The sequence below is a fragment of the Streptomyces neyagawaensis genome (genome assembly GCF_023516595.1).
GTDB classification, from domain to species: domain Bacteria; phylum Actinomycetota; class Actinomycetes; order Streptomycetales; family Streptomycetaceae; genus Streptomyces; species Streptomyces neyagawaensis.
Genome location: NZ_JAMGBG010000001.1, coordinates 246487 through 267748, shown reverse-complemented (window position 1 = coordinate 267748; position 21262 = coordinate 246487). Strand labels below are relative to the sequence as shown.

The window sequence follows — 21262 nt, the reverse complement described above, 5'->3', positions numbered from 1 at the left end:
GGAACGGGCTCCGCGCTCTCAGCAGCGGAAGACCTGGAGGGCGGCCGGGGTGTGGGCCGTGAGGGATCTCGACTGCCGGTGGTGCCGGGTCGAGGGCCGTTCCGGTTCGCTCGCGACCGCCGGGTTCTCCCCCAGCGGCGGGCGTACGGGCGCTTCGGAAGCGGTGTGGGTGGTGGCGCGGTGCCGGTCACGGGTGCGGAGGGGACCGGTCGGGTCCTCGGGATGACCGCAGGGGTGAGGCGTGGCGGCCGGGTCACGCACCGGGGTGGCCGGGAGGGCCTTTCCGGGCGCGGCCTTGGCCTTGGCGTGACCGGGTGTGTGCGCGGATGCGAAGGAAGCGGTGGGAGTGAAGAACTGCAGGGCGAGCAGGACGGCGGCTAGGGCCGTGATGACGGTCCGGGTCGTCGTACCTCGCAACATGAGCCTCCCCGCTGTCAGTTCGTCACGCTTCCCGTGGTCCAGCAGTTGCACGACTTGGTCAACCAATGGTCAACCGCTGGTCAAGAAACACGTTAACCCTGCAAAGTTGTTTGCAGGGTTAACTTAACGTTTCGAGCTGAAGAGAGCCTGAAAAGCGTGGGCAGGATGGCCGGAAAAACCCCTTGACCTGGGGGAGTTCCTCCTGGTGAGGGGTGTCGGTGGGTCGCTGGGGCTCAGTGCCCGGCGAGTCGCCCGGCGTCGCGGGCGAGGGCGGTGAGCCGGGAGATGGCCCGGAAGTACTTCTTCCGGTAGCCGCCGTTCAGCATCTCCTCGCTGAACAGCCGGTCGAAGGGCAGACCGGAGGCGAGTACGGGGACCTCACGGTCGTACAGCCGGTCCGCGAGCACCACGAGCCGCAGGGCGGTCGACTGGTCGGGGACGGGCTGCACGTCGGTCAGGCACACCGCGGTCAGGCCGTCCGTGAGGGCGCCGTACCGGCTGGGGTGCACGCGCGCGAGGTGCTCCAGCAGGTGCGGGAAGTCGTCGAGGGAGGAGCCCTCGGTGGCGTACGCCGTCTTCGTGACCTGCTCGTCGGAGAACGGCGGCGGCGCCTCGGGCAGCCCGCGGTGGCGGTAGTCCTCGCCGTCGATGCGCAGTGCGCGGAAGTGGGCGGACAGGCCCTGGATCTCCCGCAGGAAGTCGGCCGCCGCGAACCGGCCCTCGCCGAGCTTGCCCGGCAGGGTGTTGGAGGTGGCGGCCAGGGCGACGCCCGCGTTCACCAGCTTGCCGAGCAGCGTCGACACGAGGACGGTGTCGCCCGGGTCGTCCAGCTCGAACTCGTCGATGCACAGCAGGCGGTGCCCGGAGAGGGTCTGGACCGTCTTCTGGAAGCCGAGCGCGCCGACCAGATTGGTCAGCTCCACGAACGTGCCGAACGCCTTCAGTGAGGGATCGGCCGGTGTCGCGTGCCACAGGGAGGCCAGCAGATGGGTCTTGCCCACGCCGTAGCCGCCGTCCAGGTAGACACCGCGCGAGCCGGCGGGGACCTTGGGGGCCTTCGCCCGGCCGAAGCCGAAGAGGCCGCGCTTGCCGGCGCCGGTCGCGTGGGCGCCGCCGAGGCCCGCCGCGAAGCCGCTGAGGACCTTGACGGCCTCGGTCTGGCTGGGCTGGTTCGGGTCCGGGATGTACGTGTCGAAGCGCACCGAGTCGAAGCGGGGCGGCGGCACCATCTCGGCGACGAGCCGGTCGGCGGGGACGTGGGGCTCGCGGGTGCACAGGGACAGCGGAGCCGTTTCGGCTATGGGGCCGAACGCGGCGGAAGAGGACGACGACACGGTTACCGAGTCTAAAGGCCGTGCCACACTGCACGACATGCGACGCCTGTTCCCTGTGACCGAAGAGACAGCGGCCCGGACCCCGGACGAGGCCGGTGAGGGCACGGACACGGCCGGGGCTCCCGCGTCTGTCGTGGTCGCCGGGTCGGACGCCGGCGGGCGGGTGCCGGGCGGCGGCGCCGTCGACCGGGAGTGGAGCCTGGCGGAGCTGGCGGAGGCGTACGCCTATCCCGCGCCCACGCCCGGCCCGGGCGGGCGGGAGCCGTGGCTACGGGCCAACATGGTGTCGACACTGGACGGGGCGGCCCAGCACGACGGGCGCTCGCAGCCGATCTCCAGCGATGCCGACATGCGGATCTTCGGCACCCTGCGGGGGCTCGCCGACGTGGTGATCGTCGGCGCCGAAACGGTACGCCAGGAGGGCTACCGCCCGGCACGCGCGCGTGCGGCCTTCGCCGAGGCCCGCCGGGCCGCCGGACAGACACCGGCCCCGGCCGTCGCGGTGGTCAGCGCCGGACTGGACCTCGACTTCTCGCTCCCCCTGTTCACCTCGCCGCTCACCCCCACCCTCCTGCTCACCGGCGCCGCCGCCCCGCCCGACCGGGTGGCCACCGCCGAGAAGGCGGGCGTGCGGGTGGTGATCGCCGGGGACGGCATGGGCGTCGACCCCGCGCGGGCCGTGCGGGCCCTCGCCGACCTGGGGCTGACCCGGCTGCTCAGTGAGGGCGGGCCGCGCCTCCTCGGGCAGCTGATCGCCGCCGGTGTCCTCGACGAGCTGTGCCTCACCGTGTCGCCGATGCTCACGGCGGGGGACGCCCAGCGCATCGCCGGAGGGCCTCCGGTGGCGGTGCCGAGGCGGTTCGAGCTGGTGTCGTTGCTGGAGGAGGCCGGGTTCCTGTTCGGTCGTTACCGTCGTACGTGAGAACGGTCGGAATCTCCCGTTCCGTTTAGTTCTCGCCGGGCACACTAGATCCCTGAGGAGCGAGGGCCGCGGGGCCCTCTCGGAAGAAGGGCGCCTGTGGTGTCGTTCACGAGCGTTTTGATGATCGAGAAGGCTCTGACGTCCGCGGACGTGGAGTTCGTCACCACCCTGCACGGCGACGAGCCGGCCTCTTTCCATGTGCTGCTCCAGCCGCGGGGCAACCAGGCCGACCGGCTGCTGCGGGCCATCGACGACCTCGCGCTCGGCGAGCTGGACGAGGCGGCACGCGAGCGGGAGACCCCGGAGGGGGAACAGGCCCTCGACGAGGGGGAACGGGCTCTGGAGGTGTCCCTGCAGGCGCTGCGCGCGGCCGGCAGCGAGGCGCAGGGGCGGCTGATCGAGGACCATCCGCTGGACGCGCTGAAGTCGCTGGTGGAGGAGGTCGGGGCCGACGAGGTGCTGGTGCTGACCGACCCGCACTACGTGGAGGAGTTCTTCCACCGCGACTGGGCGTCCCGGGCGCGGCACAAGGTGGGGGTCCCGGTGCTGAAGCTGTTCTCCCACAGCCGGGAGTAGCCCAGCCGGTGGTCCATGGCGACGCAATGGAATATGGGCTTAGGGTTGCCCTGATCCTTCGCCGTACCAGTACTGGGAGAACACGCATGGCACCCGGCCTTCCTACCGCCATGGACCGACCGCACTTCATCGGGATCGGCGGGGCCGGGATGTCGGGGATCGCGAAGATCCTGGCCCAGCGCGGCGCCAAGGTGGCGGGGAGCGACGCCAAGGAGTCGGAGACGGCGCAGGCGTTGCGCGCGCTGGGCGCGACCGTGCACATCGGGCACGCGGCGGAGCACCTCGCCGACGACGCGACGTGCGTCGTCGTGTCGTCGGCGATCCGCGCGGACAACCCGGAGCTGGCCCGCGCCGCCGAACTGGGCATCCCGGTCGTCCACCGGTCGGACGCGCTCGCCCGGCTGATGGACGGCCTGCGGCCGATCGCGGTGGCCGGCACCCACGGCAAGACCACCACCACGTCCATGCTGGCCGTGTCGCTGACCTCGCTGGGCCTGAACCCGTCGTACGCCATCGGCGGCGACCTCGACGCGCCCGGCTCCAACGCCCTGCACGGCGACGGCGACATCTTCGTGGCCGAGGCGGACGAAAGCGACCGCAGCTTCCACAAGTACGCCCCCGAGGTCGCGATCGTCCTCAACGTGGAGCTGGACCACCACGCCAACTACGCGTCCATGGACGAGATCTACGAGTCCTTCGAGACGTTCGCCGGCCGTATCGTGCCCGGCGGCACCCTGGTGATCTCGGCCGACCACGAGGGCGCGCGGGAGCTGACCCGTCGCGTCGAGGGCGTCCGGGTCGTCACCTACGGGGAGAGCGAGGACGCCGACGTCCGTGTCCTCGCCGTCGTGCCCCAGGGGCTCAAGAGCGAGGTCACCGTCCTGCTGGAGGGGCGGGAGCTCACCTTCACGGTGTCGGTGCCAGGACGGCACTACGCGCACAACGCGGTCGCCGCCCTGGCCGCGGGCGTCGCGCTGGGTGTGCCGGCGGCGGAGCTGGCCCCCGCCCTGGCGGCCTACACCGGTGTGAAGCGGCGGTTGCAGCTGAAGGGCGAGGCCGCAGGGGTGCAGGTCATCGACTCGTACGCGCACCACCCGACCGAGATGACGGCCGACCTGGAGGCGATGCGGGCCGCCGCCGGTGACGCGCGCATCCTGGTCCTGTTCCAGCCCCATCTGTTCTCCCGTACGCAGGAGCTGGGCACCGAGATGGGGCAGTCGCTGGCCCTCGCGGACGCGTCCGTCGTGCTCGACATCTACCCGGCCCGCGAGGACCCGATCCCGGGCGTCACCAGCGAGCTGATCATCGACGCGGCGCGGGCGGCAGGCGCCGAGGTCACGGCCGTCCACGACAAGGCGGAGGCGCCCGCGGTCGTCGCGGGAATGGCGAAGCCCGGTGATCTCGTTCTCACCATGGGCGCGGGTGATGTGACCGACCTGGGCCCGAGGATCCTGGACCGTCTTTCGCAGTGAGGGGCTGAGACCCATGCCGTACGACGTCGACAAGCCGGACGAGCAGTGGCGCGCGGAGCTGACCCCGGCGGAGTACGCGGTGCTGCGTCAGGCCGGTACCGAGCCGGCGTTCACCGGGGAGTACACCGACACGAAGACGAAGGGGGTGTACTCGTGCCGGGCCTGCGGCGCGGAGCTGTTCACCTCCGACACCAAGTTCGCGTCGCACTGCGGATGGCCGTCCTTCTACGACCCGAAGGACGGCGACGCGGTGGAACTGATCGAGGACCGCTCGTACGGGATGGTGCGGACCGAGGTCCGCTGCGCCCGCTGCGGATCGCACCTCGGTCATGTGTTCGAGGGGGAGGGGTATTCCACCCCCACGGATCAGCGGTACTGCATCAACAGCATCTCGCTGCGGCTGGCGCCCGAGGACGAGTGAGGTCCTGAGCCCCGTGGCATGTGTGCCCCGCGCCCCTGACAGGGGTGCGGGGCACACGTCGTTCAGCTGGTGAGGCGTACCGCGTCGCGGATGACCGCCGCCACGTCCTTCGGGCGGGAGACCGCCACCGCGTGGGAGGCCCCCTCGAGTTCGGTGACGGTGGAGCCCGCGCGCTTCGCGGCGAAACGCTGCACCTCGGGGTTGATCGCCTCGTCGGCCGCCGCGACCACGGCCCAGGACGGCCGGGTCTTCCAGGCGGCGACCGGCGGGGTCTCGGTGAACGCGGCGGTCGCCAGCGGACGCTGCGACACCGCGAGGATCCGGGTCGCCTCGGCGGGGACGTCCGCGGCGAAGATGCCGGGGAAGGCGTCCGGCGCGATGGTGACCTCGACGCCGGGCTCCCCGCCCTCGACGGGGTAGGTCCGCTCGACCAGGTTGGCGACGAGCGGGGACAGCGGGAAGCGCCCCTGCAGCTCGCCGAGGCTCTCGCCCTCCTCCGGGATGTACGCCGCCACGTAGACCAGGCCGACGACGTTCTCTGTCGCGCCCGCCACGGTGATGAGCGCGCCGCCGTAGGAGTGGCCGACGAGGACGACGGGGCCGTCGATCTGGGCGGCCGCGGAGGCGATGTACGCGGCGTCGGAGGCCAGACCCCGCAGCGGGTTCGGTACGGCGACGACGGGGATGTCGTGGCTCTGGAGCTCCTCGACGACGCCGGCCCAGCTGGACGCGTCGGCGAAGGCCCCGTGGACGAGGAGGGCGGTGGGCGTGGTGGACATGAGGGGTCCTCTCTCTCGGTGCGGGTCGGTCAGCCGGCGTGCAGCGCGGTGCGCAGGGTGCCGGTGGCCAGCGTGATCGCGGCCTCGGCGGCGTGGGTGCCGCGCAGCGCGTTGAGCATCACGAAGTCGTGGATGATGCCCTGGAAACGGACGGCGGTGACCGGGACGCCCGCCTCACGGAGCTTGGCCGCGTACGCCTCGCCCTCGTCGCGCAGGACGTCGGCCTCACCAGTGATGACCAGCGCCGGGGGGAGCCCGGTCAGCTGCTCGGTGGTGGCGCGCAGCGGGGACGCGGTGATCCGGGCGCGCTCCTCCTCGCTGGTCGTGTACTGGTCCCAGAACCACTGCATGCCGTCGCGGCGCAGGAAGTAGCCCTCGGCGAACTGGCGGTAGGAGCCGTTGTCGAAGTTCGCGTCGGTCACCGGGTAGAAGAGGACCTGCTGGACCAGGGGCACATCCCCGCGCTCCTTGGCCATCAGGGTCAGGGCGGCGGTCATGTTGCCGCCGACCGAGTCACCGGCCACGGCCAGCCGGGTGCCGTCCAGCTCCTTCGACGCGCCCTGCTCCACCACCCATCGGGCGACGGCGTAGTTCTGCTCGATGGCGACGGGGTAGCGGGCCTCGGGGGAGAGGTCGTACTCCGGGAAGACCACGGCGGCGCCCGCGCCGACCGCGAGTTCGCGAACGAGCCGGTCGTGGGTGTGGGCGTTGCCGAACACCCAGCCGGCGCCGTGGATGTAGAGGATCACCGGCAGGGTGCCCTCCGCGCCGGCGGGCCGCACGATCCGTGCCCTGACGCTGCCCGTCGGGCCGCCCGAGACGGTGATCCACTCCTCGTCGATCTCCGGCTTCCCGATCTCGCCGGACTGCACCTCGTCGACCGCCTTGCGGCCCTCCGCGGGCGGCAGTTCGAAGAGGAAGGGGCGGTTGGCCGTGGCCTCGGCGAAGGCGGCGGCCGCCGGTTCCAGGACCGGCCGTACCGGTTCGACCGTGTCGGACATGTGTTTCTCCCGATGGTGTTGTGCGCGTGGTGCGGGTGCGTCGCCCTGCACGCTAGGACCGGGAACGCGGCGGGAATTGCCCATGAGCGCACCGGGACCTATCCCACAGCGCACGGAAAAGGGCGACGGGGCGCGGCCAGTGCGCTGGGAGTACGAATTCCGTGCACTGCCGGGTCACTTGGGGCCCGTGAGGCGAAATAGCGTCAGGGCACTGGCTGTTCAGCCGCTCCCGCCCCTTTTCCCAGGAGGTCGAACCCCGTTGTCCACGATGCCGGTCGGTGGGCTCGTGCCCCGTGCCGTCGACGACGCGGCGGACCTCGTCGTCCGCAACGCGAGGATCCACACCGGAGACCGGAGCCGCCCGGCGGCCGAGGCACTCGCCGTACGCGGCGGGGTCGTCACGGCCGTCGGCGACGACAGCGACATGGCGCCCCACATCGGCCCCGGGACCCGGGTCGTCGACGCCCTCGGCCGCCGCGCCGTCCCCGGCCTCAACGACTCCCATCTGCATGTCATCCGGGGTGGCCTCAGCTACGTCCTGGAGCTGCGCTGGGACGGCGTCCAGACCCTCCGCGAGGGCCTCGCCCTGCTGCGCGAACAGGCGGCCCGCACCCCCAAGGGGCAGTGGGTGCGGGTGGTGGGCGGCTGGTCGGCCGAGCAGTTCGCCGAGCGCAGGCTGCCGACCGTCGCCGAACTGAACGCCGCCGCGCCCGACACCCCGGTGTTCGTCCTGCACCTGTACCAGTCGGCGATCCTCAACCGCGTCGCGCTCGAGGCAGCCGGGTTCACCCGCGACACCCCCGACCCCAAGGGCGGCCAGATCGTCCGCGGCCGGGACGGCGCCCCCACGGGCCTGCTGCTCGCCGCGCCCAGCGCCCTGATCCTCTACTCGACGCTAGCCAAGGCCCCGGCCCTTCAGGACGAGGACCGGAAGACCTCCACCCGGCACTTCCTGAAGGAACTCAACCGGTTCGGACTCACCTCCGCCATCGACGCCGCCGGCGGATTCCAGAGCTTCCCCGACGACTACCGGACCGTCGTCGAACTCGCCGCGGCCGGCCAGCTCTCCCTGCGCATCGCCTACCACCTGTTCCCGCAGACCCCCGGCCAGGAGACGGCCGACCTGGCCCGCTGGATCGGGTCCGTCCGCCCCGAGGACGGCGACGCCTGGCTGCGCCTGAACGGCGCGGGCGAGAATCTCACCTGGGCCGCCGCCGATTTCGAGAACTTCACCCAGCCGCGCCCGGAACTCACCGCGGACTACGAGACGGAATTCGAGAAGGCCGTCCGTCTCCTCATGGAGAACGGCTGGGGATTCAGGCTCCACGCCACCTATGACGAGACCATTCGCCGGGATCTCGCCGTATTCGAGAAACTCGCCGCCGAAGGGCTTTTCCCCGCCGGGAACAGATGGCTGTTCGACCACGCGGAGACCGTCTCCGGCAGCAGCCTGGACCGGATCGCCGCCCTCGGCGGCGCCCTGTCCGTACAGAACCGCCTGTCCTTCCAGGGCGAGGCCTTCCTGCGCCGCTACGGCCCCGAGGCCGCCGCGACCGCCCCGCCGGTCCGCGCCATGCTGGACCGCGGCCTGACCGTCGGCGCCGGCACCGACGCCACCCACGTGTCCACCTACAACCCGTGGGTCGCCCTGCACTGGCTGGTCAGCGGCCGCACCGTCGGCGACCTCGCCCTGCGCCCGCCCCGCAACCGGGTCGACCGGGCCACCGCGCTCGCGATGTTCACCACGGCGGGCGCCGCCCTCACCGGCGAGGAGCACCTCAAGGGCGTGCTGCGCACCGGGTACTTCGGTGACCTCGCGCTGCTGTCCGAGGACTACTTCACCGTGCCCGAGCCGGACATCCCGCACATCGAGTCCGTCCTGACCGTCGTCGGCGGGCGGATCGTGCACGCCGCCGCCGAGTACGAGGGCCTCGACGAGGAACTCCCGCCGATCAGCCCCGCCTGGAGCCCCGTCGCACACCACGGCGGCTACCGGGCCACCAGCCCCACCGGCCGGTCGGGCGCCCGCCAGGCCGAACTGCTGGGCGAGGCCGCCGCCGAGTCCGCACTGCACCGGCAGTGGCGCGCCGCCCGCGGCCTCGCCCCCGGTACCGACGACGGCCCGGCCCTCGATCCCTGCTTCGCCCTCTGATCCCTCCCACGACTTCCTCCTCCGATCACACCCCTCACAGCAGAAAGGCACCCTTCATGGCCGACATCGACGAGGTCACCGCGGCTCCCGGCCCTGACCTCCTCACCCCCGACAACTGCGCGGTCCTGTTCGTGGACCACCAGCCGCAGATGTTCTTCGGCACCGGCAGCGGCGACCGCGGCGCGATCATCAACGCGACCGTCGGCCTCGCCAAGGCGGCCCGGGTCTTCGACGTGCCCGTGGTGCTGAGCACGGTGGCCGCCGAGTCCTTCTCCGGTCCCCTCCTGCCGCAGCTCGCGGACGTCTTCCCCGACCACAAGATCGTCGACCGGACGACGATGAACGCCTGGGAGGACGTCGCGTTCGTCGAGGCCGTCAAGGCCACCGGCCGCAAGAAGCTCGTCATCGCCGGTCTGTGGACCGAGGTGTGCGTGGTCCTGCCCACGCTGTCCGCGCTCGCCCAGGGCTACGAGGTCTACGTCGTCACCGACGCCTCCGGCGGTGTCAGCCCGCAGGCCCACGAGCACGCCGTCCAGCGCATGATCCAGGCCGGCGCCGTGCCCGTCACGTGGGTGCAGGTGCTGCTGGAGCTCCAGCGGGACTGGGCGCGCGAGGAGACGTACGGGCCGACCACGCAGGTCGTGAAGGAGCACGCGGGCGCGTACGGCCTCGGCATCGTCTACGCGCAGGCCTTCATCGGCGCCCACGCGGCCGGCTGAGAAGCACGACGGACGTCGGGAACGGGCGGGAACGTGATGGACACCGGACTGTTGCTGCTGCGTCTCGTGGCCGGGCTCCTCATCGCCGGGCACGGGGTGCAGAAGGTCAGTTTCCTGCTGGGCGGGAACGGCCTGGCCGGCGGAACCGAGGAGTTCCGCCGCGACGGCTTCCGCGGCGGCCGGCTCACCGCGCTCGCCGCGGGCGGCGGCCAGCTGGGCGCCGGCCTGTTCCTGGCGGCCGGACTGCTCACCCCCCTGGCGGCGACGACCGCCATGGGGGTCATGACGGTTGCGAGCACCGTCAAGTGGCGCAACGGGCTGTGGGTGCAGAACGACGGGTACGAGTACCCGCTCGTCCTCGTCCTCGTGGCCGCCGTGCTCGCGCTCACCGGCCCCGGCCGCTGGGCGGGCGACGCACTGCTCGGGTTCGCCCCGTGGCCGCTGTGGGTGTCCGTCACGGCCGTAGTGCTCGGGCCCGCCGCCGGGTTCGCGACCCGGGCGGTCCTGCACCGCCCGGCCCCCACGGCGGGACCCGAGGGGGTGACGCGCCGTGCGTGAGCTGGTGACCGACGCGGTGCGCACGTTCGTACCGCCGCGCGGGGACCGGCACGGGCCGCTGCCGCCGCTTCTGCTGGTCCTCACCGTGGTGACCGGTGTCGTCGACGCGGTCAGCTATCTGGCCCTCGGCCATGTCTTCGTCGCCAACATGACCGGCAACGTGGTCTTCCTGGGGTTCGCCCTGGCGGGCGCCGAGGGCCTGTCCGCGCTCGCCTCGGTCGTCGCGATGACCGCGTTCCTCGCCGGGGCGCTGGCCGGGGGCCGGGCCGCCATCCGGTTCGCCGCCCATCGCGGGAAGGTACTGGCGATCGCGGTGGCGGCGCAGACGGTCCTCGTCGGCGCGGCCACCCTCGCCGCCGTCCTCTCCGACGGCGACCGGGTCGGCGGCCCGCTCCGCTCCACCCTCATCGTGCTGCTCGGCCTCGCGATGGGGCTCCAGAACGCGGTCGTACGGCGCCTCGGCGTCCCCGACCTCACGACGACCGTGCTGACCCTCACCCTGACGGGCCTGGCGGCCGACTCCACCCCGGCCGGCGGGCCGGCGCCCCGGCCCGGACGGCGGATCCTGTCCGTCCTCGCGATGTTCCTCGGCGCCCTCGCCGGGGCCCTGCTCCTGCGGCACACCGGACTCGCCCCCACCCTGGGCCTGATCCTGCTGCTGCTCGCGCCGACCTGCGGGGCCGCCCTGCGTCTGTGGTCCTCCGACGCGGCGTGGACCCGTCCCCCGAACTGACGACCCCGCACCCCCCGGGGCGGTGGCCCCTCGACCGGGGTCACCGCCCGCTCCGCTACCGGGCGAGGGTCCGTCCGCCCCGGCCCACGCTGTCCCGCCACTCGCTCGGCGACATCCCGTACGCCGCCCGGAACACCCGGCTGAAGTGCGTCGCGCTCAGGAAACCCCAGCGGCCCGCCACCGAGGCGATCGTGCGGCGCCCCCGGACACCGAGCTCCAGTTCGCGTCGGCACTCCTCCAGACGGCGGCGCTGGATCCACCGGCCCACCGTCGTGCCCTCGTCCTGGAACAGCTTGTGCAGATAGCGCACCGAGATGTGGTGCGCCCCGGCGATCACCTCGGGCGACAGGTCCGCGTCGGCGAGGTGCTCGTCGATGAACCGCAGGATCCGCGCCACCAGCGGCGACCGCCCGCCCGGCGGCCCGCCCGCCTCCCGGCCCAACTGCTCCGTGGCCAGCGTGGCCAGCAGGTTCACCGCGTTCCGGGTGAGCATCTCGGCGACCAACGGCCGCGCGGAGACCGCCGAGTCGGCCAGCTCGGACAGGAACGGCGACAGCAGCGACCCCAGCCGGGAGGCGCGGGCCACCGGCGCCGCCGTCACCCGCCGCACATCGCGTTCCTCCAGCCCCATCGCCTCACGCGGCACGAGGAACACCTTCAGGCGGCAGCGGTCGGGGAACTCCAGTAACGGCGGATGGCCGGCGTCGTAGAAGCAGATGTCCCCGGGCGCCAGGGCGATGTCCGGCAGCCGCTCCGGAGCAGGGGCGCCGGTCCCGCACACCCCCACGAACAGGTACTCGCCGCCGGTCCGCGCGGTCAGCCGGTACGCCGCCGCCCGCAGCGGCTCCCGACCGGGCGGCTCCTGGCCGGGCAGCCGCGTCGGCGCCTCGTCGAGCACGGCGATACGGAGGGCCGGGGCCCCGAGAGTGCTGGTGTCGGAGATCATCTGTCGCTGCCTCCCGGGCCGCTCGAACACACCGTCGGTCACTGCACCCGGAGCGTAGGAAGGGAGATGTGCAAAAAGAGTGACAGCGGAGTGACGGTGGCCGGGAAGGCTTGTCACGCAAGGGGTTCCGCAGGGCGTGGTGGCAGGTGATGGTTGCGGTGCGAGGTGGGGGTGGTGGTCAGGGGCGGTCGCCGTGCGAGGTGGGGTGGCGGTCGGGGACGGCCGCCGTGTAGGTGCGGAGCCGGTGGAGGGCGGCGCGGCGTTCCGTGGGGGAGTCGTGGCCGGCGGTCAGCTCGGCGGCGAAGAGGCGCAGCAGGGCGTGCTGGACGTAGCGGCCGGGGGCGTGCTCCGTGACGAGGTGGGCGTCGGCGAGTTCGTCGAGCAGCAGCCGGGTGCGGCGCGGCGGGAGGCCGGCCAGCGCGGCGGCCGCGCCGGGCGTGAGGTCGGCGCCGGGGCGCAGGGACAGCAGCCGGAACAGGCGGGCGTTCTCCGGGGGCAGCCTGCGGTAGGAGGGGTCGAAGGCGGCTCGGAGGTCGGGCGCTCCTCCCGTGCCGGCGAAGGCGTCGAGGCCGTCCCCCGCGTGCCGTAGCTCGGCGGCGATCGCGGAGAGCGGGAAGTCCGGGCGGTCGGCGGCACGGGCGGCGACGACGGCCAGCGCCAGCGGCAGCCGTCCGCACCGCGCCACGATCTCGGCGGCGGCCCCGGGTTCGGCCGCCGTCCGGCCCTGGCCGACGCGGCGCGCGAGGACAGCGCCCGCGTCCGCCGCCGACGGCAGGTCCAGGTGCAGCGGATGGGCCCCCGACGCGGTCAGCCCGGACAGGGCGAGACGGCTGGTGACCAGGGTGAGGCTGCCCGGTCCCGCGGGCAGCAGCGGCCGTACCTGCTCGGTGTCCGCGGCGTCGTCGAGCAGCACGAGCAGCCGCCGTCCGGCCAGCGTGCTGCGGTAGAGCCCGGCCAGGGAGTCCACCCCGGCCGGCATCCGCGCGGCGGGCACGCCGAGCGCGCTGAGCATCCCGCGCAGGGCCTCGTCGGGCTCCAGCGGGGGCCTGGCCGCGTCGAACCCCCGCAATGACACGTGGAGTTGGCCGTCAGGGAACCGGTCGGCGACCCGGTGGGCCCAGTGCACCGCGAGGGCCGTCTTGCCGATGCCGGGCATCCCGCTCACCAGGACGGTCGCGGGCGCTCCGGTGGAGGCGGCGGCCGCGTCGGTGACTCGCAACAGGGTGCCGAGTTCTGCCTCTCGGCCGACGAAAACGGGCAGATCGGCGGGGAGTTGGGCGGGGCGGAGCGGGGTCGATGGCGGCGCCGGGGCGGTCACGGGTACGGCCACGGGGGCGGTGGAGGGGACCGCCACGGGGGTTTCCGTGGAGGCCACGGCGGAGACGGACGGGAGGGCCGCTCGGGGGACTGCCGTGGGGGCCGCCACGGAGGCTGCTGTGGGGGCTGACGCGGAGGCTGCTGTGGGGGCTGCCGTGGAGACGGTGGCGGTCGGTGTCGGGTGGGGTGACCGTGCCGGTGCGGGCGGTCGGGGTGGACCCCACTCCTGGCGGAGCACCCGGGTGTGGGCGGCCGTCAGCTCCGGGCCGGGGGAGATGCCCAACTCCTCCGCCAGCAGCCCCCGTGCACGCTCGTACGCGGTCAGCGCCTCCGCCTGGAGGCCGGACGCGGCCAGGGCCATGACGAGGCCCGCCTGCGCCGACTCGTCCAGGGGGTCGAGTTCCACGGCCCGGCGCAGATGCGGCAGGACCAGCTCGGAGCCGCCGCAGAGCAGCGCGGCATCGGCGGCCATCCGCGCCGTGCGCGTCAACTCGCGTTCCAGCGCCGCGAACTCGGTGTGTTCCCGCACGGACGCGGGGATGCCCATGGCCACCGGTCCGTGCCAGTCGCCCAGCGCGTCCACGAAGTGCCGTAGCGCCGCCTCGGACCGCCCGGTGGCCGCCGCCCGCTTGCCGCGCTTGGTGAGCGCGCGGAACCGCAGCAGGTCCACCTCGTCCTCGGCCGCCTCCAGCAGATAGCCACCGGCGCGGCGCAGTACACGGCGCCCGGGGGCGCGAGGCGGCAGATCCGGTTCGAGGAGCCGCCGCAGCGCACCGGCGTACCGCCGTACGACGTTCATCGCGCTGGCCGGCGCTCGTCCGGGCCACAGCACGTCGACGATCTCGCCCGCGAGCACCGGGCGGCCCGCCCGCACCAACAGCAGGGCGAGCAGGGCACGTTGCTGGGGGAACCCGAGGTCCAGCTCCTCGTCGCCCCGGTACACCCGCAGGGGCCCCAGCACCTCGAACCGCAACGCTTCCCGCACCCCGGCCACCCCCGACCGCCGCCCACGCCCTGCCCCACGCCCCGCCTCACGGACCGGCGCCCCCGTCGGGCCACCCCACCGGTCAACCCCTTCAGGGAACAGAGCCGCCGCGCCCCCGGTCAACGGGCTCTCGTCGGCCACTCGCCCGGCGGGCGCCGATGGGTTGTGACCCGGCCGGTGCGGTGGCCCGGCCTTGGGCTCCCCGCCGGTCACACACATCGGTCACCGGCCGTGAGGAGGGCCCTGACGTCGTCGGCGTCGGGGTGTCCGAGGGTGATGAGGATGGTGAGTGCCTGCTGCCAGGCCGTGTGGGCGTCGTCGTGGTTGCTCATCGCGCGGTGGGTGTCGCCGATGTGGACGAGGGTGCTCGCCTCCAGATACGGCACGCCCAACTGCTGGTAGAAGCCGAGCGCGTTCCCGTAGCCGAGGAGGGCCTGGCGGTGACGGCCGAGATGGTGGTGGGCGAAGGCGATGCTGTGCCAGGTGGCCGCCTGGCCGTAGCGGTCGCCGAGGTCCTGGAGCAGGGGCAGCGCCTGGAAGCAGTGGCTCAGTGCCTCCCGGTACTCCCCGAGCAACGCGTGGTACCAGCCGACCGAGTTGAGGACGCTGGCGTGCGCGGCCGGGCGGCCGCTGTCCCGGAACAGTTCGAGCGCGAGCCGGTTGTGGCGCAGCGCGCCCGGCAGGTCGCCCGCCTGGTTGCAGGTCCAGCCGAGGCTGCGGTGGGTGTCGGCCCGGCCGATGTCGTCACCCAGCTCGGTGAAGAGTTCCAGGGCCCTGTCGAGGCGGGGCCGGGCCGCCTCGTGCAGGCCCAGTCGCCCCTCGGCGCGGGCCAGCGCACGCAGCCCCCTCGCCTCCCACGCGGGGTCGCCCAGCCGGAGGGCGGCGTCGAGGGCGGTCCGCTGGGTGGCCGCCCAGTCGTGCCAGTGGCCCCGCCGGTCGAAGTACGGCTCCAGCGCCCAGGCCAGCAGACAGGCGAGCCGGTCCCGCCCCGAGCGCACCGCCGCCTCGATCACGGCCAGGAGCACCGGATACTCGGTCGTCAGCCACGCCAGGGCCTGCTCATGATCGGCGAATGACTCGACCCGCACGCCCGCCGGGACCGGCCCCGGCGCCAACGGATCCTCCTGCGGGGCGAGCATCCGCTGGCCGGCGTGGGCGGCGTTCAGGTGGTACGCGTACAACCGCCCGACGGCCGAGTCGTGTTCGGCGGCCGTGACGGGTCCGACAGCCCTGTCGTGTTGGGCGTAGAGGTCGTGTCCGGCGGTGACCTGGTCCCCGGTGGCCATGTCGTGCCCGGTGGTGATGTCCGACCCCACGCTCGTGTCCCGCCGCCCGGTCGTGTCGCGCTCCGGTGCCGCGTCGCCCCCGGCGGAGGTCTCGCCGTCCGGCTCCGGTCCGGCTTCCCGTAGGAGTTCGGTGGCGTGGGCGCGGAGGAGGTCGTGGAGGGCGTAGCGGCCGGGGGCGTGCTCGTGGACGAGGTGGACGTCGGCGAGTTCGGTCAGCAGGGAGCGGGCCCGGCGCACCGGGAGCCCGGCCAGCGCGGCCGTCGCCGGGGCCGAGAAGTGGGGGCCCGGGTGCAGGGCGAGGAGCCGGAAGAGGCGGGCCGCGTCGGCCGACACGGCACTCAGGGACCAGGAGAAGACCGCGCCGACGTTCGCGGACGTGTCGCTCCGGCTGAACGCGTCGAGGCTGCCGTGCGCCTCCCGCAGCTCGGCCGCGATCGCCGACAGCGCGAAACGCGGATGCGCGGCGGCGCGGGCCGCGACACACGCCAGGGCCAGGGGCAGCCCCGCGCACAGCGCGGCGATCTCCGCCACCGCCCGCGACTCGCCCGTCAGCCGCGCGGCACCCAGCCGCCGTTCGAGGAACGCCCGCGCCTGCTCGGTGTCCAGCGGCCGCAGGGTCAGCGCGTGGGCGCCGTGCGCGGCCACGAGCCCGGTCAGCTGGTTGCGGCTGGTGACGATGGCCAGGCACCCGGGCGCCCCCGGCAGCAGCGGCCGTACCTGCTCGGTGTCGCGTGCGTTGTCCAGCAGCACCAGGAACCGCCGCCCGGCCAGCAGGCTGCGGTACAGCGCGGCCCGGGCGTCCACGCCGTGCGGGACCCGCTCCGGGGGTACGCCCAGCGCGTCGAGGAACACCCGTACGGCTTCGTCCGCGCCCATCACCGCACCCGAGGGGGTGAAGCCCCGCAGATTGACGTACAACTGCCCGTCCGGGAACCGGTCGGCTACCCGGTGCGCCCAGTGCACGGCGAGCGTGGTCTTGCCGATGCCGGCCATACCGCCGATGGCGCTGATGACGACGGTGCCGGGGGCGGAGCAGGGAACGGTGGTGGCGGTCTCCAGGAGGGCCAGTACCTCCTCCAGCTCCGCCCGACGGCCGGTGAACGTCGGTAGGTCGTGCGGGAGTTGGGCTGGGATGGGTGCGGGTGCGGGGGCGGTTCCTGGTGCTGGTGTCGGCGCGGGTGTCGGCGCGGGCACGGAGTCGGGTGCGGGCGCGGGCGCTGATGCCTCTGCGGCGGCGGGGCCCGTGGCAGAGCAAGGGGCGTCCCCGGGCCGCGCCTGGGCGTTCCCGGGCCCCGCCCCGCGCAGGACCGTCCGGTGCGCCTCCCGCAGTTCCCGTCCCGGATCGATGCCCAGCTCGTCGGCGAGCCTCTTGCGGGCGGCCTGGTAGGTCGTCAGGGCCTCGGCCGTGCGGTCGGTGGCCGCCAGGGTGAGGATGAGCCTGGCCAGCAGGGGTTCGTCGAGCGGTGCGCCGAGCGCGGCCTCCTGGAGGGCGGGCAGCACCGCGCCGGGTATACCGGCGTGCAGGGCTCCGTCGGCCGCCTCCCGTACGGCTGCCAGGCGCTCGCGGTCGAGTTGGCCGAACCCGGCCCGCTCCCGGACATCGGCGGGGAGACCGGCGCCGACCGGTCCGCGCCACAGCTCCAGGGCCTCGGTGAGGAGGTCCACGGCCCGTGCGGGCGCAGCGCCCCGGTCGGCGGAGGTCCGCCGTGCCTCGTCGCGCAGACGGCGGAAGCGGAGCAGGTCCAAGGAGTCGTCGGCGACCAGGAGTCGGTACCCGCCCGCCTCACGGACGAGCCACCGCCCGACGGCCCGGGTGGGAAGTCCCGGCTCCAACCACCGCCGCAAGGAACCCACATGACGCCGTATCACATTGACGGCACTGTCCGGCGGGCGCCGCCCCCACAGCACGTCGACGATCTCGCCCACCGCGGCCGGTCGCCCCGCCCGCGCCAGGAGCAGCGCCAGCAGCGCCTGTTCCTGCGGACGGCCCGGTGTCAGCTCCACCCCGGCCCGCCGTACCCGGACCGATCCCAGAACCGCGAACGACACCGGCTCCAGTGCCAAGGAGGCCCCCTTGTATCTCGTATCTCGTATCTTCTGTGGCCCCATGACGATACGTGGCCCCGCGAGCCACCCAGAGTCATGCGCGGGAGCGAGGAGGGGGCGGCGCTGAGCGGCGAGGGACACAGGGTGGGCGTCGGTGAGCCGTGGGGGCGGTTCGCCGGGGGCGGTTGATACTGATGGCAGGTCGCAGGGAATCTCCGGAAAAGGGAGCACGTTCGGTGAACTCGGGTGGGGCGGACAGCCGTTGGGAATCGGCGGGATCGGGCGGCTCGGCCGGCCGGCACGCGGTCGTCGTCGGGGGCAGTCTCGCGGGGCTGCTCGCCGCGCACGTCCTCGCCGGGCACGCCCAGAGAGTGACGATCGTGGAACGCGACCGCTTCCCCGCCGATGCCGCCCTCGACGCTGACGCCGACGCCGATGCCGCCGGGAGCACCTTCGCCGGTACGGCGCCCCGGCCCGGCGTACCGCAGAGTCGGCACCCGCACGTTCTGCTGGAGGGCGGCCAACTCGCGCTGGAGGCGCTGCTGCCGGGGTTCATGGAGGAGCTGCGGGCGGCGGGCGCGCCGCGCGTGGGGATGCCGGAGGACATCGTGCAGTGGCAGAGCGGCCGCTGGTTCCGGCGGGTGCCCGCGTCGACGCACATCCACACCGGCTCGCGGGCGCAGATCGAGCGGCTGATCCGGCGCCGGGTCCTGGCCAACCCCTCCGTCACCCTCGTCGAGGGCACCGAGACCGTGGGGCTGCTCGGCGACGCGTCCCGCGCACGCGGCGTGCTGCTCCGCGAGCGCGGCGACGGCGCTCGGGGCGAACAGCGCGAACTGGCCGCCGACCTGGTCGTCGACGCCTCCGGGCGCGGCACCAAGGCCCCGCGCTGGCTGACGGCCGTCGGGGCCGAGGCGCCGCACGAGGAGACCATCGACACCGGCCTCGCCTACGCCTCCCGCGTCTACCGCGACACCACCGGAACGCTCGGCGCGGACGCGAGTGCCGCTGCCTTCGGGTTCTACGTCGTCCCCAACCCCGACCAGCCGTACGGCGTCGTCGTGCTGCCCCTGGAGGACGGCACCCATCTGGCCACCTTCTCCGGGCTGCGCGGGGACGAACCGCCCGCGGACGAGGAGGAGTTCGAGACGTACGCCAAGCGGCTCCCGCATCCGGTGGTGCACCGCTGGATGCGCGATGCCGAGCCGCTCTCCCCGGTGTCCGGGTTCCGGCGGACCGCCAACGTCCGACGCCGCTACGACCTGCCGGGCCGCCGCCCCGCCGGGTTCCTGGCGACCGGTGACGCGCTGTGCACGTTCAACCCGATCTACGGGCAGGGCATGGCCGTCGCCGCGCTGAGCGCCGTCGCGCTGCGGGACGCCCTCGCCGATCCGCGCCGTACGCCCACCACGCGCCGGGTGCAGAAGGCGTTGCTCGCCGCGTCCCGGCAGGCGTGGGACATCTCGGCCGGGGCGGACAAGAAGATGCCCGGCGCGGTCGGTAACGCCGCCGTCGTACGGCCCGCCGACCGGGTCGCCGGGTGGTATCTGCGCCGGGTCCAGGAACGCACCCCGGGCGACCCCGTCGTGGGCCGCGCCTTCCGCTCCGCCCTCACCCTCAAGGAGCCCCTGAGCGCCCTCTTCGCCCCGAAGGTGGCCCGAGCGGTCCTCTTCGGCCCGGCCCTCCCGACTCCCGAGGAGCCACCGCTGACCCGCGAGGACGGGGACGCCTGAGGGGACGCCGGGCGTCGGGCCCGATGGGGAGAGGGCCCGACGGGGAAGGGCCGGGCCGCGTGATCCGGCGCGCCCGTCCCTCGCACGTGGGCGCGCCCGTACCCTTCCGCCCGCCCGGACGACCGCGCCCAGGGCGAGACCCGCGACCGGGCCACGCAGGTGGTCGACCAGGCCCGCGACTCGGGCCGACAGGTCACCGACGACGACACCCCGACAACACCCCGGCCCCGGCTGAGCCGTGCCCGCCCGGCCGCCGAGGTCCTCGGCGGCCCCCGCCTCTCCGGGGCGAAGGGCCGGGCATCCCGCCCCCTCGACGGACAGCACCGGTCGTCGACGGGCACCGACCAGCGGCTGACGGGAACCTTCGACGGCTTGACGGTACGGAGGCCGACAGGAACCCTCGGCGGCTTCGCGGGACGGCGGCCGACAGGAACCAACCACAAGCCGTCCCCGCCGATGCCCGTCGCCCCCCGCACCCGGCCGACCGGCATCACTCCACCCCCGTGCCGATCCACGGACCCCGTCTTGACGGTCGTGATGTTACCGGTAACACTGCCAGGGTCCCTGCCGCGACGAGGTGGAGTGCCCGCGTGTCCGACGTTCCGACCGCATCCGCTGTGCACCACCCCCAAGTGGCTGAAGAGGCGCGGGTGTTCAGCCCGGCCGCCGTGGTCGCCTCCTGCGTGGGATTCGTGCTCATCGGTGCTCTCCAGGCGCTGTACGGGCCCGCCATCCCGGCCTTCCGTGACGAGTTCGGGCTGTCCCCGTCGGCCGCCGGGCTAGGGCTGAGCGCCCACTTCATCGGCGGTGTCGCCGGTGTTCTGCTCTTCGACCGGCTCTACGGCCGGATGGGCAACCGCACGATCCTCGGCGCCTCGTACCTGCTGATGGCGCTCGGCGCGGCCGGCTTCGCCCTCGCCCCGAACTGGCCCGCCGGCCTCGCCGCCGCCCTGCTCGCCGGACTCGGCTTCGGCGGTATCGACTACGGCCTCAACCAGCTGTTCGCCGTCGGCTTCGGCAAACGTTCGACGGCCATGCTGAACATCCTCAACGCCCACTTCGGCATCGGCGCGATTCTCGGCCCCGCCCTGATCGGCGCCGTCGGTGCCGCGCACTACCCGGCGGTCTTCCTCGCCTTCGCCGCCGCCAACCTGCCCCTGCTGCTGTGTCTGCGCGGCATCCGCGACCGCGCGCCCCTGACCCCCGCCCCGGACGAGGACACCGCGCGGGCCGGCGGGTCCGCCCTGCGCCGCAGCCTGGCCTCGGTGCTCGGCGTCTTCGTCGCCCTCTACGTCCTCCATGTCGGCATCGAGGCCGGCGTCGGCGGCTGGGAGCCCACCCACCTGGAGACCGTCGGCTACGGCGCCGGGGCCGCCGCCACCGCGACCTCCGTGTACTGGCTGATGCTGACCGTCGGCCGCTTCCTGGTGGTGCCCATCGCCCTGCGGTACTCCCCCCAGACGATCGTCACCGTCTCCTGCGCGGGCATGACCGTCTGCCTGTTCCTCGCCGTCATCCCCTGGCTCGCCCCGTTCGCGTACGCCGGCGTCGGCCTCTTCATGGCGCCGATCTTCCCCACCGGCCTGCCCTGGCTGAACGCCGCCGCGCCGCGGGCCCGCGGCGCCGGCGCGCTGGTCATCGCCGCGTCCATGGTCGGGGGAGTGGCCGCCGGGCCCGCGCTCGGCAAGGCCATCGAATGGTCCGGCGTCCGCGCGGTGCCGCTGCTGCTGTGCGTCGTGTCGGCGCTGTGCCTGCTGGCCACCCTGTGGCTGATCCGCGCCACCCGCACCGACGCCCCGTCCCGCTGACACACCGACGCCCCGTCCCGCTGAACCGTACCCGTCCCCGAGTCACCCGCATGT

The 21262-nt window shown here is 73.7% G+C and carries 17 protein-coding genes; 10 read left to right on the top strand and 7 right to left on the bottom strand.

The window, feature by feature from the left end:
- Positions 1-18: 18 nt before the first annotated feature.
- Entirely contained in the window at positions 19-420 is a 402-nt protein-coding gene (locus M8J73_RS01120) for a hypothetical protein (RefSeq protein WP_206187829.1), read from the bottom strand.
- Between the two features lie 233 nt (positions 421-653).
- Complete coding sequence (gene zapE, locus M8J73_RS01115) at positions 654-1793, bottom strand: cell division protein ZapE (protein ID WP_055538681.1); 1140 nt, start codon at positions 1791-1793, stop codon at positions 654-656.
- Here zapE and M8J73_RS01110 point away from each other — a divergent pair.
- From M8J73_RS01110 to msrB, 4 genes are all read left to right on the top strand, one after another.
- Positions 1792-2676 carry a pyrimidine reductase family protein gene (locus M8J73_RS01110; RefSeq protein ID WP_249828115.1) on the top strand — a complete coding sequence of 295 codons (885 nt, stop codon included), beginning with the start codon at positions 1792-1794 and terminating at the stop codon, positions 2674-2676. The two genes, zapE and M8J73_RS01110, sit on opposite strands and share 2 nt — an antisense overlap.
- Before the next feature lie 120 nt (positions 2677-2796).
- Entirely contained in the window at positions 2797-3252 is a 456-nt protein-coding gene (locus M8J73_RS01105; RefSeq protein WP_055541527.1) for a hypothetical protein, read from the top strand.
- 86 nt (positions 3253-3338) lie between these two features.
- Positions 3339-4724: a UDP-N-acetylmuramate--L-alanine ligase gene (gene murC / locus M8J73_RS01100; protein ID WP_079055121.1), complete on the top strand. Its 1386-nt coding sequence runs from the start codon at positions 3339-3341 to the stop codon at positions 4722-4724.
- A 13-nt stretch (positions 4725-4737) separates the two neighbouring features.
- Positions 4738-5145 carry a peptide-methionine (R)-S-oxide reductase MsrB gene (msrB, locus tag M8J73_RS01095; RefSeq protein WP_055541525.1) on the top strand — a complete coding sequence of 136 codons (408 nt, stop codon included), beginning with the start codon at positions 4738-4740 and terminating at the stop codon, positions 5143-5145.
- Between the two features lie 62 nt (positions 5146-5207).
- Here msrB and M8J73_RS01090 read toward each other — a convergent pair whose 3' ends face one another.
- Positions 5208-5924, bottom strand: coding sequence for an alpha/beta fold hydrolase (locus M8J73_RS01090; protein ID WP_055541524.1), 717 nt, complete (start codon positions 5922-5924; stop codon positions 5208-5210).
- Positions 5925-5953: 29 nt separating this feature from the next.
- Positions 5954-6925, bottom strand: a complete 972-nt coding sequence (locus M8J73_RS01085; RefSeq protein WP_055541523.1) for an alpha/beta hydrolase — start codon at positions 6923-6925, stop codon at positions 5954-5956.
- A 268-nt stretch (positions 6926-7193) separates the two neighbouring features.
- Here M8J73_RS01085 and M8J73_RS01080 point away from each other — a divergent pair, with 268 nt between their 5' ends.
- Genes M8J73_RS01080 through M8J73_RS01065 form a run of 4 tightly spaced genes read left to right on the top strand, consistent with a single transcriptional unit; the run spans position 7194 to position 11087 of the window.
- Complete coding sequence (locus M8J73_RS01080) at positions 7194-9077, top strand: amidohydrolase (RefSeq protein WP_206187988.1); 1884 nt, start codon at positions 7194-7196, stop codon at positions 9075-9077.
- Between the two features lie 56 nt (positions 9078-9133).
- Complete coding sequence (locus M8J73_RS01075; protein WP_055541521.1) at positions 9134-9796, top strand: hydrolase; 663 nt, start codon at positions 9134-9136, stop codon at positions 9794-9796.
- A gap of 36 nt (positions 9797-9832) precedes the next feature.
- Complete coding sequence (locus M8J73_RS01070; RefSeq protein ID WP_055541520.1) at positions 9833-10354, top strand: DoxX family membrane protein; 522 nt, start codon at positions 9833-9835, stop codon at positions 10352-10354.
- Positions 10347-11087 (top strand): DUF1275 family protein, encoded by a 741-nt coding sequence (locus tag M8J73_RS01065; protein WP_055541519.1) that lies wholly within the window; start codon positions 10347-10349, stop codon positions 11085-11087. The genes M8J73_RS01070 and M8J73_RS01065 overlap by 8 nt, the downstream gene beginning before the upstream one ends.
- A gap of 55 nt (positions 11088-11142) precedes the next feature.
- On the opposite strand, the gene M8J73_RS01060 is transcribed toward M8J73_RS01065, so the two are convergent.
- The 3 genes from M8J73_RS01060 to M8J73_RS01050 all read right to left on the bottom strand — a co-directional run bounded on the left by M8J73_RS01060 (position 11143) and on the right by M8J73_RS01050 (position 17685).
- Positions 11143-12075: a helix-turn-helix domain-containing protein gene (locus M8J73_RS01060; RefSeq protein ID WP_249828114.1), complete on the bottom strand. Its 933-nt coding sequence runs from the start codon at positions 12073-12075 to the stop codon at positions 11143-11145.
- 136 nt (positions 12076-12211) lie between these two features.
- Entirely contained in the window at positions 12212-14335 is a 2124-nt protein-coding gene (locus M8J73_RS01055; protein ID WP_249828113.1) for an AfsR/SARP family transcriptional regulator, read from the bottom strand.
- Positions 14336-14544: 209 nt separating this feature from the next.
- A complete protein-coding gene (locus M8J73_RS01050; RefSeq protein WP_249828112.1) occupies positions 14545-17685 on the bottom strand; it encodes an AfsR/SARP family transcriptional regulator in 3141 nt (1046 codons plus the stop codon).
- Between the two features lie 218 nt (positions 17686-17903).
- Here M8J73_RS01050 and M8J73_RS01045 point away from each other — a divergent pair, with 218 nt between their 5' ends.
- Complete coding sequence (locus M8J73_RS01045; protein ID WP_240501478.1) at positions 17904-19400, top strand: FAD-dependent oxidoreductase; 1497 nt, start codon at positions 17904-17906, stop codon at positions 19398-19400.
- A gap of 632 nt (positions 19401-20032) precedes the next feature.
- Entirely contained in the window at positions 20033-21208 is a 1176-nt protein-coding gene (locus tag M8J73_RS01040) for an MFS transporter (RefSeq protein ID WP_249828111.1), read from the top strand.
- Positions 21209-21262 lie beyond the last annotated feature (54 nt).